We start from the raw sequence: 13,767 nt of genomic DNA on the forward strand, positions 1-13,767 counted from the left end.
TCCCCATCCAAGCACAGGTGCGCGCGGTCTTTCCACGGGCGGCCTGCCCAGTCCACAATGGACGATCAGAGCGCGGTGTGGATTTCCGTTGCCGGGACCGGGATTCCGAGGTGGTCGCCGGTCGCGGTGGTGACGCCCGCGACGCGCCACCATTCGGCATGGTCGGCGCTGTCGATCCCGTCGACCAGCGTGGCCGCGCCGGCGCGGCCGAGGAACGGGACGAGCGCGGCCGCGGCCTCGCGCGCCTGCCCGGAGACGTGGCGATGGGTGATGCGGACCGCGCCTACCGGCAACTCGGCCAGCAGGGCGAGGTCCTCCGCGCCGGGGCCGACGTCGTCGAGCATCATGGTGATCCCGCGATCGGCGAGCACGGTGAGATTGTCCTGCGCTTCGGCCGCGGTCAGCGCCGCGGCCGGGATCCCGAGCGTCAGCCAGCCCGGCTCGGCGCCGCTTTCGGCCAGCGCGCCGAGCACCCGGCGCACCAGGTCCGCGTCACCGGCCTGGTTCACCGACAGCCCGACCACGAGCGGTCCGGTGAAGCCGCTTTGCTGCCGCCACCACCGAAGCTGCCCGCACGCGGTCCGCAGCACCCATTCGCCGAGCGGCAGCATCAGCCCGGTCTCCTCGGCCAGTTCGACGCAGCGGTGGTGCGGCACCGGGTCGTGCTCCGGCCGATCCCAGTGCAGCACCGCTTCCACACCGGCGACCTCGCCGGTGGCCAGGTGCTTCACCGGCCGGTACCGCACGGTGATCTCGCCGTGCTCCCACGCGCCCGGCATCCCGATCGCGAGCAGCCGCGCCCGCCGGTCGGCCGCGTCCTGGCCGGGGTGGAACAGCTCCCACTGCCCGCGACGGCCGTCCTTCGCGCGCCGCAGCGCCGAATCCGCCGCGCGCAGCAGTTCCGCGGGATCGCTGTCGTGCGGCGGCCGGTGCACCACGCCGATGCTCGCGGGCAGCGCCAGCCCGTGTCCCTCCACATAGGACGGTTCGGTCAGCTCGGCGTTGATGTTCGCGACCAGCGTGGAGACGTCCGGTGTCGTCGCCGAGTTCTCCACCACGATCCCGAACTCGTCGCCGTCGAAGCGCGCGATCATCGACTTTTCCCGCGCGAACACGGTTTTCAGCCGCCGTGCCGACTGCACGAGCAGTTGTTCGCCGGCACGACGGCCCAGGCTGTCGCACACCTTCGAGAACGCGTCGAGGTCGAGGTGCAGCACGGTGATCCCGAGCGCGGGATCGGCGCGTCGCAGCACGCTTTCCAGGTGCGTGCCGAAGTACTGCCGGTTCGGCAGGCCGGTCAGCACGTCGTGCAGCGACTGCCGCTTCAGCTCGTTCTGCAGCAGCATCAGTTCCGTGCCGTCCTCGACGACGCCGACGAAGTGGCTCGGCTTGTTCTCGGCGTCGCGCAGCATCGAGATCGTAAGCGAGATCCGCGCGGTGTCGCCGTCGGCGCGGTGGAACTGCTGCGATTGGCGGAACCGGTCCCGCTCGCCTGCCAGCAGCGCGGCGATGCCCTCCCGCAGCGTTTCCGCCGAGTCCGCGCGGACCAGGTCGTACACCATTGTCCCGGTCAGGCTCGACGGCGAGACCGCGAGGATCTCGCCGAGCGCGGCGTTTGCCTGCGACAACCGCCCGTCCAGGTCGATCGTCATGATGCCGCTGGCCGAGGACGTGGCGACCTCGTCGAACCGGGCCTCGCTTTCCTTGAGGTGCCACTTCGCGTCCCGTACGGCCTTGAGCAACGAGAGCTGCATGATCTCCTGCTGCTCCAGCACGGCCGCCCGCGTCGCCGTCACGAAACCACAGGCGAGCGCGCCCAGTGCCGCCGTGATCCGCTCGGCGTAGTGCGACAGGGGCTGGAACGCGCTCAAGCCCAGCAGTCCCTTGCCGAGGACGTCCACCGTGCACTGCAGGCCCTGTTCGCCGACGTACCCGAGCGCGACCAGCCGTTCGCCGACCCCGCTCGCGGCCGCCGCGTCGACGGGTTCCGCGGCCACCGCCGAGCACAGCGTTTCGAGCTGGTACCGCAGTTCCCGGTCGAGATCCTCCCTGCCCATGGACACGACGACGACCCCGCTGAGCAGATATGCCCACTTCCGCGCGAGCAACTCCAGCTCACGGGCGCCGTCCGGGGACGGTGCGGGGGATTTCCGATGGGGGTTCGGCATTCGGGGTCACGCCTTGGGTGGTTTTGGAGTGCGCGGAAGTTTATCTACTCAGCTCCGTACCACCGTTGGGCCATAAGTGTGAAAAGGCGCTACACGATCGTGAGTTGACGTTCTTGGCTACTCTTCGTCGTTTCGAGATTGCTTAACGCCGACACCCGCGTAGACCAGCATGTTCATGTCGGGCTCGTCGGAAATGTCGGCGGGCCCGCGCGGCCGCCATTCCGCGCAGCCGACGAGGCCGGGTTCGACCAGGTCGAAACCGGTGAACAGCTCGGCGATCCGCGCGCGCGTCCGTAGCGTGATCTGGTCGGGGCTCTTGCTGCGCTTGATCACGTCGGTCGCCTCGGTGAGGTTCTCGCCCTGGTGGTCGCCGGTGACGTGGGTGATCGCGAGGTAGCTGCCGCCGGGCAGCGCGTCGCGGTACCGCGCCAGCAGCGCGAGCGGGTCCGAGTCGTCCGGGATCCAGTGCAGCATCAGCAACATCAGCAGGCCGACCGGCTGGTCGAAGTCCAGCAGCCGCCGGGTGTCCGGGTGCGCGAGGATGCCCTCCGGATCGCGCATGTCGGCCTGGACGATCGCGGCGCGGTCGTTGCCGGAGAGCATCAGCTCGCTGTGCGCGACCGCGACCGGATCGCGGTCGACGTAGACCACCCGGCACGCGGGATCGGCCTGCTGCGCGACCTCGTGCACGTTGGACACGGTCGGGATACCGGAGCCGACGTCGAGGAACTGGCGAATGCCCTGGTCGGTCAGGAACCGCACGACGCGGCCGAGGAACGTCCTGTTCACCCGCGCGGCCTGGCGGAGTCCCGGCATGGCGCGGCCGATCTGCTCACCGACGGCGCGGTCGACGGCGAAGTTGTGCCCGCCGCCCAGCATGAAGTCGTACGTGCGGGCCATGCTCGGCACCGACGTGTCGACGCTGGGCGGGACCCAGTCCTCGGCTGCCACGGTGAAACCCCTTCGTTGTGCGACGGACGATCCTAGCGAGCAGGGGTGCGGAACGCTGCGTCCATCGGCATGACCCGATGTCCACCCGTTCGGGCCCTGCCCGCACCCGAACGGGCGCTGCCGAACTCGTTCGGGTCGCGCCTACTGTGGTCCCTTCCCCATTCGGAGTAGGCGAGGAGCGACGCATGTCCGTTCCCGTGGCGCGGGGCCGCTGGCCCGTCCTCGGGCACACGCCCGCGCTGTTGCGGCGGCGTTCCGGATTCACCGCGTCGCTGCGGGAAAGCGGGGAGATAGTCAAGGTCTACCTCGGCCCGATGCGGGCGTACTTCGTCACCAGCCCGGCGCTGACCCACCGCGTGCTGGTGACGAACGGGTCCAGTTTTCGCAAGGGCGCCATGTTCGACAAGTTCCAGCCCTACCTGGGAAACGGGCTGCTCCTGTCGAACGGCGCGTTCCACCTGCGGCAGCGCAGGCTCATCCAGCCCGCGTTCCACCGCGAGCGGATCGCGCGGTACGCGGAGACGATGGTGCGGGCGGCGCGCGAGCTGACCGGGACCTGGCGGCGGGGAGAAGTCCGCGACCTCACCGCGGACATGCAGGGGCTCGCGGTCACCATCGTCGGCGAGGCCCTGTTCTCCACCGAACTGGGCAAGCGCGCGATCGCCGAGGTCCGCCGGTCCATCTTCGTGGTGATCAAGCAGGGCATGATCCGCGCGCTGTCGCCGTCCTTCGTGGAAAAGCTGCCCGTGCCGGGGAACCGGCGGTTCGACGAAGCCATCGGCCGCATGCGGGCCATCGTGCTCGAAGTCATCGCGAGCTGGCGCGCCGACGGCACCGATCACGGCGATCTCCTCTCGATGCTGCTGCTGGCGCAGGACGAGGAAACCGGCGAGCGGATGACCGACCGGCAGACCTACGACGAGGTGCTCACGCTTCTCACCGCGGGCATCGAAACCACCGCGCTCGCGCTGGCGTGGATCTTCCACGAGATCGCGCGCCATCCCGAAGTGGAGCGGCGGCTTCGCGCCGAGATCGACGAAGTGCTCGACGGCAGGCCGCTCACCGTCGACGACATCGGGAAGCTGACCTACACCCACCAGGTGGTCAACGAGGTGCTGCGGATGTACCCAGTGTGGATCCTGATGCGCCGCGCCACCGAGGAGGTCGAGCTCGGCGATGTCCGGCTCCCGGAGGGCGCCGAAGTGATCATCAGCCCGCACGCGCTGCACTACGACCCGGAGTCCTATGTGGACCCCGAGCGCTTCGACCCGGACCGCTGGGCGCCCGGCGGCGCGGACGAAGTGCCGAAAGGGGCCTTCATCCCGTTCGGCGGCGGCACCCGCCAGTGCATGGGGAACGTGTTCGCCCAGACCGAAATCGTCATCACCGTGGCCACCGTGCTCGCGGACTGGCGGCTGGTCCCGGTACCGGGACGGCCCGTGCGGGTGAAGTTCACCTCGGCCGCCTACCCGTCCGAAATGCCGATGACCGTAACCGAAAGGTAGTCCTTCCGTGCGTTCGTTCCGCCGCTTCTCCGCGGTCGTCCTGCTCTTCCTCGGTGGTTTCCTCGTCTCCGCTGCCGGTTCCGCTTCCGCGGACACCACCTGCGAGGACCTCCGCGTCCCGGTGTCGCTGCTCGGTTTGCCGCAGACGATGTACGGGAGGCTGTGCTCGCCGCCCGGTGCGACGACGGTGCAGGTGCTGATCCCCGGCGGCACGTACAACAGTTCCTACTGGGACATCGCCTACACGCCCGACACCCGTTCGTACCGCAAGGCGATGAACGACGCCGGGATCGCCACCCTCGCCGTCGACCGGCTCGGCACCGGGCGCAGTTCCAAGCCACTGTCCACTTTGGTCACCGCAACCGCGCAGGCGAGCGCCGCGCACGAGGTCATCAAAACCGTGCGGCCCCGGTTCGACAAGGTCGTCGTCGGCGGCCATTCCATCGGTTCCGCCATGGCCATGATCGAAGCGGGCCTGTACCACGACGTCGACGGCGTGCTGGTCACCGACATGACGCACCGGATGAACTTCATCACCGTGCTTCCCGTGCTGGCCAACATGATCCCGGCCCCGCTCGACCCGGTGCTCGGCTCGCGCGGCCTCGACGTCGGCTACCTGACCACGAGCCCCGGCACCCGCTACGACGCCTTCCACAAACCCGGCCCCCTGGTCCAGGGTGCCATCGACGCCGACGAGTCCACAAAGGACGTGTTCGCGGCGACCGAAGCCGTCGACACGCTCGCGCTGACCAACGTCGTCATCCCGTTCACCCAGCGCATCGACGTGCCGGTGCTGACCGTCGTCGGCGCGGGCGACACCCACTTCTGCGGCCAGCCGCTCGGCAGCGACTGCACGTCGTCCGAGACATTGCGGGCATCGGAGGCACCGTTCTTCTCGGACGCCGCGCGCCTGCAGGCCTACGTCCTGCAGGACTACGGGCATTCCATCAACTACGCCCCGAACGCCCACGACTACGAGCAGGTCGTCACCCAGTGGACGCGAACGCTCAGCTGACCTCATCTCCGGCGGGCAGCAGTTCCGCGCCGTCCCAGGTGAACCGCGCGGTCGTCACCGCCTCGTCCCCGTCGGCACCGGTGATGAGCTGGTGGATGCCGATCCCGCTCAGCTCGGCGTAGACGCACCACTCGTGGTCCGAGGTCAGCATCAGGTCGAGGTCGAGCGCGGACAGCAGCGCGAACACCTGGCCGCGGTTGGTGGTGTCCACGCCGACGAAGACCTCGTCGAGCAGGATGACGCGCGGCGCCTCCGGGGCGGCCTGGTAGTGCGCGGCGACCGCCGCGAACAGCGGGAGGTGCAGCGCGATCGCCTTTTCCCCGCCGGAGAGCGCACCGTGCAGCTTGCGGGTCAGCAACTGCCAGCCCTCGCCGTTGGCGCGGTCGACCTTGACCACGAACCGGTGCCACGCCGTGTAGTCGAAGACCTGCGCGAGCTGCTGCTCCCAGCTCGCCGCGGTGTCATCGGCCTTCGCCTGCTCGATCCGGTCGCGGAAGAACCGGTGCAACGACTCGCGATCGGCGTCGGTCAGCCGGACGGGATCCTTGAGCAGCAGGTCGCGCGCGGCCTTCGTGCCCGGTGGCAGATCGGGCGCGACCTGCCAGACCAGCCGCACCGCGACCTTGGACGCGGTGCGCACCTTCTCCAGGCGCGCGTTCATCCCGTCGACCAGTTCGGTCGCCTGCCGGATCCGCGCGGCGAGGTGCCGCCGGGTGTCGCCGGTGAGCGTCTGGTCGAACAGTTCGCGTTCCCGCTCGGTGATTTCGTGGCGGCTCTCCTCGGCTTCGGTGCGCAGGATGGTCAGCAGTTCCGCGGCGCCGACCCGGACACCGTCCACCACGGCGGTGAACACCTGCACGTCCTCGTCGGTCTCCAGGTCGAGATCGGCACGGGAGCTGAGCGTCTCGCGGCAGGCGTGCACGGATTCGGAAAGCCGGTGGAACGCGTCGCCGAGGTTGCCCGGCGCGTGGGGAACGGCGGGCCAGGCCGCCGCGACCATCCGTGCCGCGTCGAGCGCCGCCCGGACCCCTTCGCCCGCGGTGATCGTCGCTTCGAACTTCGCCAGGTCGTCCAGGCCGCTGTCGGCGGGAAACACGCCGGTTGCCAGCTGGCGGAAGCGGTTCGCGGCGGCGTCGCGGTTCTCCGCGGCCGCGTCGTGCGCCCGCGCGTCGGCTTCGCGCTTCCCTTCGAGTTTCCCAAGTTTCCCCGACAGGTCGATTATCGCGTCACCGGTGGTGCGGCGCTCCGCGTCGAGTTCGCTTATTTTTCCCCGCAGTGCTTGGATTTCGGCGAGCACTTCGCGGTAGTCCACCCCGAACGTGCTGTCCACCGCTTCGAGCGTCGCGACGAGCTGCTGGTGTTCGCCTTCGGCCGTCGTGGCGTGTTCTGCGCGCTCCTCGGCCAGCTCCGCGGAGCGGCGGGCTTGCTCGGTCAACGCGGTCAGCGTGCGCTTGGCGGCGAGGAGCTTGCCGTGTTCGTCCAGCCAGTTTTCGGCGTTGTCCCGGAAGCGGGTGATCGCTGCCGCCAACGTCGCGAGCGCTGACCTCTCGGTGGGAACGCCGTGTTCCGCGGCGAGGCGTGTCAGCTCGTGCAGCGACCGCGTGACGAGCCGTTCCCGATCCGACACGGTCTCGGCACGTCGGCGGACCACCGAATCGGCACTGTCCACCTCTGACTCCGATTTGGTCAGTGCCCGGGTGGCGGCGGACAGCGCGGCGTAACCGGGCCGCGCGGCGCGTTCGGCGGCCAGCACTTCACGACGGGTTCGCAGCGCGCCGAGTTCGCCTTCGAGCACGCTGATCCGCGCGCCGCATTCGGCGATCCGGCTTTCGAGTTCCCGGATCCGGCGTTCCCTCGCGCGCTGCCGAGCCGTCGCGCCGACGTAGGACGGGTGGTCCTTGTGCCAGCTCCCGGCGAGCGCGCCCATGCGCCACGAACCGTCCGAACCGATCGCGGCGGCACCCGCGGGCAGCCGGTCACCGTAGGCTACGGCTTCCAGCAGGCGGCGTACGAGCGCGGGTTCGACCGCGCCGCCTTCTTCGGGCACGAGCACGTCGCCGAGGTTGTGTCCGTCCACTTTGCTCAGTGCGCCGACGTCGGTGAACGTGTCGTGCCCGTCGATCCGCCCGTGCGGGCTGATCCAGGCGTCCAGCAGACCGGACGACTCCAGGGCCGCCTCGATGCCGCCGTACGCGTTTTCCGGTGTGCTCGCGGCGAAATCGACCAGCCGCCACAGCGGCGCGCCGTCCATCGTGGCGCGGTCCGCCGTGCGCGTCGGCGGCGCGGGCGGCGGGATGTCTGATTCCGTGCGGAGCCGGGTCACTTCTCCGGTCAGTTCCTCGGCATCCGCGCGCGTTTTCTCCAGGTCAGCGGTGTGCTCGGTTTCGCGTCGCGTGATGTCTTCCAGCACCGGCGCGGCGGCCGCGTCGATCACGGCGAGCAGCTCGGCTTCCGATTCGAGGTGGCCGAGCGGCTCGTCCGGATCGGCGAACACCAGCTCGCGACAGCGCGCCGCCCAGTCGGAGAGCGCCGTGCGCAACTCGTCGAGCGCGATTTCCCGATCCTTGGTCGCGGTTTCCCACCGTTGTCGTGCCTGGGAAAAGGCGGACCGCGCCTGTTCGAGTTCGTGCTCCGCTTCGCCGCGGCGCTCCACGGCTCGCTCGTGCTCGGCCACCACCCGTCCGACCGCGTTCAGCTGGTCGTTCCGGCTCGTGATCGCCGCGCGCAGCAATGCCTTGTCCCGCCCGGATTCCGCCGCCAGCTCGGCGGCGACCTCCGCGTGCACGCTCGTCATGCCCGCCCGCGCCGCCGCCTGCCGTGCTTCGGTTTCGTGGTCGCGGACCGCTTGTTCCTGGCGATTCGCGAGCCGCTCGGCGTCGAGCCGTTGTGCTTCGTCTTCCCGCGCCGATGTCGCCTTGCGCTCGGCGTCGCTCCGCGCCTTGGCAGCCCTTTCCGCGGCCGTTTCGACCCGCTGACGGAGCTGGTCGAGTTGCTGACCCTTTTTGTACGCCTCGCTTTCGGTCAGGCCCGTCTTGCGCGCTTCGGCCTGTGAGAGTTCGCTTTCCAGTTCTCTTGCGCGCCGTTCTGCCTCTGCTTTCTCGGTTGCGACCCGTTCGTGTTCCGCCGCGGACTCCCGCGCGGCCTTCGCGTGCTTGTCCAGTTCACTGGTCGCAGACACAACCGCGGCCGCGCTCGCGCGGAGCACGCGCTGGGCGTAGGTCCGCTGTCGCTTGGCGAGGGTTTGGGTGGCGGCGACCTCTTCTTCCAGCGCGCTCAGCCGTTCCCGCTGGGCGTCGAGCCGCTCGAAACCCTCGGCGAGATCGGCGATTTCCTGGTGCCCCAGCGGGGGAAGCGCGCGGGAAAGCAGCGACGAGAGCAGGGCGGGGTCCAGGCGCTGTGACAGCTTCGGTTGGCGAAGCTGGAGAAGCGCGGTGATCAACGCGTCGAACCGCTGCTCGTTCAACGTGGGGAACAGCGTGGCCCTGACCTCGGCGCGGTAGTCGCTCGCGTTGCCGTGCACGGTTCCCCGCGAACCGAGCCGTTCCTCCAGCGCGCTCCTCGTCAGCGGTTGCCCGGCGTCGTTGACCAGCGCGAGCCCGTCGAGCTTGCCGATGCGCAGGTCCGTGGTGAAGTAGTCGGGGTGCACGGTCGTGGTGTGCGTGCTCGCCTGCAACCGGGCACCGCAGGTGAACCACCGCTCTGGATCGTCGGGGAATCGGAATTCCAGCCACACGTACCCGACCCGGGTGGTTCCCGTGGCGCCCTCGCCCATCAGGTTCCAGTGCATCGTGCGTTCGCCGGTGCCGAAGGTCGAAAGCCGGTTCGCCCGCAGGCTCGCGTCGAAGAGGAAGGGCAGCAGCAGCTCCAGTGCCTTCGACTTGCCGCTTCCGTTCGGGCCGCGCAGCAGGAGGCGGCCGTCGTGGAACTCGAAGACCTCGTCGTAGTAGCGCCAGACGTTGAGGACCCCGGCGCGGGTGGGCACCCATCGCCGCGGGTGCGCCTCCGGCGTCCCGGCCGCCGGGCGGGGCAGTTCGGTCACCGTCATGACGAGCCCTCCTCCGAGCTACGGGTGCCGCTCACCGCGTACCGCGCGGCGGCGGGTAACGGTCTGACGAGCCCGCCGCTCACCCGCGCCAGCCCGAACGCGACCAGCACGCCCAGCGCGTCCGAGGTGAGCTGCGCGACGCCGTCCTCGCCGCGGTAGCTCTTGGCCCAGCGGGGAAAGCGGTCGAGCAGTTCGGTGGCGGTGATCCGCAACTGCTCGACGGTGACTGGACCGGTCATCGAATCCAGCAGCAGGAGCGCGGCGACCTTGGCGTTGCCCGCGTCGTCGGGGAACCTGGTGTCCGTGGCGATTCCGTCGACGTCGACGAACAGCACGCCCTCCGCGCGCTCTTCCAGCACGAAACCGCCCTGCTCGGCGGCTTTGCGGAGGAGCTGGCGCCCGGTCGGCGAGGCGAGGTAGGCGCGTTCGTCGGCGGTCAGCTCGTCGAAGTAGAGCACCGGATCGTCCACCACGCGACGGAAAACCGAATGCCGGAGCCACAGGTTCCGCTGCACGTCCGAGCGGGGCGCCTGATCGCTGTGCGCGCCGGATGCCTCGCCGTAGCGACGCTCACGCGACACGGCGGCCAGCAGTTCTTCGAAGCGGAGCGCGACCTCGTCGGCGGGAACGGCGAGCTGGGACGGCCCGATCGGCGCGGCCAGCAGCCGCAGGAGGAGGGTCGCGTCGACCCGGTACAGCACCTTGGCCGAGCTGGATTCCACAAAGGACTCCGTGCTGCCGTCGACGACTTCGACCACGCCGAACGATTCCAGCAGGCGAAGGACGTCGACGAACGCCATCCGCTCGCCGCGGTGCGCGGCGTCGAACACACCGACGACCTCGTCCGCGCCGGTCGCCCTGCTGACCCTGTCCGCGAGCAGCCCGATGGTGGTGACCGGCACCGCGAGCAGCTCGGCCGCCACGACGCACAGCAGCACGTACCGCCTGCGGTCGAACGGCGCGCGCCCCGAGCGGAGCCGCCGCGCCGGCCGCCCGGGATCCGCGGCCGCGCGGACCTTCACCAGGCGCGCGTACCCGAGGCGGGGCTCGACCGTGAGCGTCCAGCCGCAGTAGTAGTCGAACCACTGCCGGATCGGTTCACGACGGCGGCGGATCAGGTCGAACGCCTCCGGCAGGCTTCGTTCGGTGATCAACGGGGTGGCCAGGAGCTGGCGGATGCCACCGGCCACCTCTTCCCGCTCGGCCGTCACGAGCTGGTTGGCGAGCTGGCTCATGATCGCTCTCCGCTCGCACGCCTTCGCCGGGGCGCCCCGGCGGCGCTGATCTCGATCTCGTAGTCGGGGCCGTGGAACTGCCCCCGCGGAGTGGTCACGTGCGCGATCGCCCCGTCCCGCGGCGGCCGCAGGAGGATCTCGATCCGCCCGTCCGAGGTGGTGCCCCGGCGAAGCCCGCCGTGGCCCGGCGCGGTGCCCAGCGCCCTGCCGAGCAGGTCCAGCAGTCGTTCGAACACGGCGTGGTCCAGCTCGGCGAACCGGGAGAGGCGGATCGCTCCGCCGGTGTCGAGCATGTCCCACGCGGCCTCCAGCTCCGCTCGCTCGGCGCGCGCTTGGTCGGCCCTCGCCGCCCGGATCGCCGCGACATCGCGAACCCGTCCGGTCTTGCTGAAGCGCTCCGTTTTCCCCGCTGTCCGCAGCAACGGCGACACCTCCACTGGCGGCGCGTCCCGCCACGGCGAGGTGGAGCTCACCAGTTCCGGGTCGGGATGGGCGAGGTGCGCGTGGCGGGACGAGCTCAGCCCGAACACCGTCGACCACAGCCGGTGCAGATCGTCCTGCGCGGGAACCACCGCGAACCAGCGCGCCAGCTCCCGGAAATCGGCCACCGCGCTGCTGGAGCGCCGCCGCGATTCGGTGATCCGGTCGAGCACCTGGAGCAGGGTGATGATCGCCCGCCGCGCCACCAGGTGGAGCTGCTCGGACCGCGGCGGCGACCCGTCCACGGGCAGGAACCACGCCCGCAGGCCGTCCCAGCGCGCCCTGCGGTGGCCGAGCCACTCCGGGCCGGGATCGTCACCGGTGAGCCGGGGGAGATCGGCGCCGAGCAGCGCCCGCTGGTGCATCAGCCCGACCCCGTGCGCCTCGACCTGGCGTATCCGCTCCGCGATGGCGTGCGTGCGGTGTTCCAGATCGGTCAGGAACTCCTGGAGGTAGGCGACGGTGGACGCCTTGACCTCGTGGAAGGTGGTCAGGTTCGCGCCGTCCGCCCTGAGCAGCCGCTGCAATTCGCCGTTGAACTGCTTTGTGTTGCCGCGCAAGGCTTCCAGGTGGCCTTCCAGCTCGGTCAGCGCGCTGAAGACGCGCCGATCGGTGCCGCCGTCCAGCTCCCGGACGAGATCACCGAGCCGGTCGGAGATCGCGTCGAGCACGGCCGTCTGCAGCGCGCCGGTGGAGGCGAGCACTCCCATCGCGTGCACGACCCCCGCGAACGCGGCTTCGCCTTGGCGGGTAAGGGAATACTGCAGGTTGCGCCGTTCGTATTCGCTCGCCGTCCGGTAGTTCTCGGAATGGTTCTGCGTGACGTCGACGAGGTTCCAGTCGCGCAGGCTTTCCAGCGCCGACACCAGATCCTCGTCCTCGATCGCGTCGAGCCAGCCGACCGACCGGAGCCGCGCGCGGACGTCGTCGAGGCCCAGCGCCGTTTCCAGCCGCTCGTTGGCCTCGCCGAAGGCGTGCAGGACCGAAACATACAGCCCGGCCCGGTCTCCGCTGGTGAAGCGGAACATCTCGGGCGGGACACGGATCGGGCCCATGCTGCCTCCCCGCACACGGGTTCGTGTGGTCGAAGCCCACGGTAGGCGATGCCCCCGACAGTTCCTCAGCCGATGTGCTCGAACAGGATTCGCGCGACCCGCTCCTCTGGAACCGTTTTTCCCACCCTGACCAGGTGTTCGGCGAGTTCGGAATCCCACGGGACCGGGGTGACCCTGCCGACCGGCGGGCCGTCCGCGACCGCCGCGAGGTAGTCGCCGGTCGTCATCCGCCACGGCACCGCGCCCGTCCTGGCGACGACGTTCGCCGCGATCCGCAGACCCTCCCCGTCGAAGTCACCGTGGTAGTACAGCGTCGCTCCCGCGTCCTTCAACAGCTTGAGCAGTAGGATCCCCGCGCTGCTCGGCCAGCCGGACGTGCAGGCCATCGGCGGGCAGCTCGCGCCGAACCGGTCGAGCGCCAGCGCGAGCACGCTCGGGTTCTCGAAGATCCACACCTCGGACGGCGCGTCCAGTGCGACAACGCCCCTGAGCTGCTGCAACGTGAGCGCTGCCGCGTTTCCCGCGTCCGTGGCCAGCCGCAGGACGGTACTGACGACATCCTCGCCCGAAGGCCGCAAGCCCGCGGCGAGGACGGTCGAGGACAACTCGTCGTCCGCGATCCCCGCCCGGTCCCACAATGCGCGGCGCTCCGACGCGTCCACCGGCGGTTCGACGTCGTAGATCGCCGCCAGCGCCTTGACGACGAGGTTCGCGCACCGCCCGTCGTCCAGCGCGTGCGTCTCGCCGAGCACCGCGTCGGCGAACACCGGCAGCGGGACTCCGGCCGCGGGAAGTTCGCCGAGCACCCGCAGCACCCGCTCGAGTTCCGCCTTCGTCCGTGCCACCGACCTGTCGACGAGCCCGCCGCGACGCACGGCGTCGGCCCAGTCCACCAGCGCGGGCTGCGCCGTGACCACCGGATGCGCCGCGAGCCAAGCCCAGAGTTCCGCCCGTTCCGCCGCGGCTCTTCTTCTTTCGCCCGCGCGATCACCGATCGGACCGACGAGGCTCGTCACGACCTCGCGCACCCCGAGCCCGGTCACCTCGTGAACTGCTTGCTCCAGCTGGGAAAGCGAGATGTCCGCCTGCTCGGGCGGCAGCCGCTGGGCGCCGAGGAGATCGGCGATCGCGGCGCGCTGCGCGGCGTCGAGCGGCCCGACGCGCACCCGGCTCACCGGGCGCCCCGTCGACAGCCTGGCGTGCACCGCCTGCCACAACGGAGCCAGTGCCGAGGAGAACCGATCTTCCCATTCCACAATGCGCACATCATAGGTTTCGGTCCTCGCACGGTCCGTCGTGCGCGAACCGTGCGC

General features: G+C 70.2%; 8 protein-coding genes. 2 read left to right on the forward strand and 6 right to left on the reverse strand.

What is annotated here, in order from left to right; translation table 11 throughout:
- Positions 1-65: 65 nt before the first annotated feature.
- Together HUW46_RS26630 and HUW46_RS26635 are read right to left on the reverse strand one after the other, a co-directional pair.
- Positions 66-2,168, reverse strand: coding sequence for a putative bifunctional diguanylate cyclase/phosphodiesterase (locus HUW46_RS26630; protein ID WP_215541540.1), 2,103 nt, complete (start codon positions 2,166-2,168; stop codon positions 66-68).
- A gap of 117 nt (positions 2,169-2,285) precedes the next feature.
- Positions 2,286-3,068, reverse strand: a complete 783-nt coding sequence (locus HUW46_RS26635; RefSeq protein WP_215550130.1) for an SAM-dependent methyltransferase — start codon at positions 3,066-3,068, stop codon at positions 2,286-2,288.
- A 236-nt stretch (positions 3,069-3,304) separates the two neighbouring features.
- Between HUW46_RS26635 and HUW46_RS26640 the strand changes: the two genes are divergently transcribed.
- Complete coding sequence (locus HUW46_RS26640) at positions 3,305-4,624, forward strand: cytochrome P450 (RefSeq protein WP_215541541.1); 1,320 nt, start codon at positions 3,305-3,307, stop codon at positions 4,622-4,624.
- A gap of 7 nt (positions 4,625-4,631) precedes the next feature.
- Positions 4,632-5,639, forward strand: coding sequence for an alpha/beta hydrolase (locus tag HUW46_RS26645; protein ID WP_254124934.1), 1,008 nt, complete (start codon positions 4,632-4,634; stop codon positions 5,637-5,639).
- On the opposite strand, the gene HUW46_RS26650 is transcribed toward HUW46_RS26645, so the two are convergent.
- The 4 genes from HUW46_RS26650 to HUW46_RS26665 all read right to left on the reverse strand — a co-directional run bounded on the left by HUW46_RS26650 (position 5,632) and on the right by HUW46_RS26665 (position 13,710).
- Positions 5,632-9,684: a TIGR02680 family protein gene (locus HUW46_RS26650; RefSeq protein ID WP_215541542.1), complete on the reverse strand. Its 4,053-nt coding sequence runs from the start codon at positions 9,682-9,684 to the stop codon at positions 5,632-5,634. The two genes, HUW46_RS26645 and HUW46_RS26650, sit on opposite strands and share 8 nt — an antisense overlap.
- Positions 9,681-10,919, reverse strand: a complete 1,239-nt coding sequence (locus HUW46_RS26655; RefSeq protein WP_215541543.1) for a TIGR02678 family protein — start codon at positions 10,917-10,919, stop codon at positions 9,681-9,683. Before HUW46_RS26655 ends, HUW46_RS26650 begins: the two co-directional genes overlap by 4 nt.
- The gene (locus tag HUW46_RS26660) at positions 10,916-12,454 is read right to left on the reverse strand and encodes a TIGR02677 family protein (RefSeq protein WP_215541544.1); all 1,539 of its coding nucleotides are present in this window, start codon (positions 12,452-12,454) and stop codon (positions 10,916-10,918) included. The genes HUW46_RS26655 and HUW46_RS26660 overlap by 4 nt, the downstream gene beginning before the upstream one ends.
- A 65-nt stretch (positions 12,455-12,519) precedes the next feature.
- Complete coding sequence (locus HUW46_RS26665) at positions 12,520-13,710, reverse strand: TIGR02679 family protein (RefSeq protein ID WP_215541545.1); 1,191 nt, start codon at positions 13,708-13,710, stop codon at positions 12,520-12,522.
- Between the last annotated feature and the right edge of the window lie 57 nt (positions 13,711-13,767).

Origin of the sequence: Amycolatopsis sp. CA-230715 (assembly GCF_018736145.1) — a bacterium.
Taxonomy (GTDB): Bacteria; Actinomycetota; Actinomycetes; order Mycobacteriales; family Pseudonocardiaceae; genus Amycolatopsis.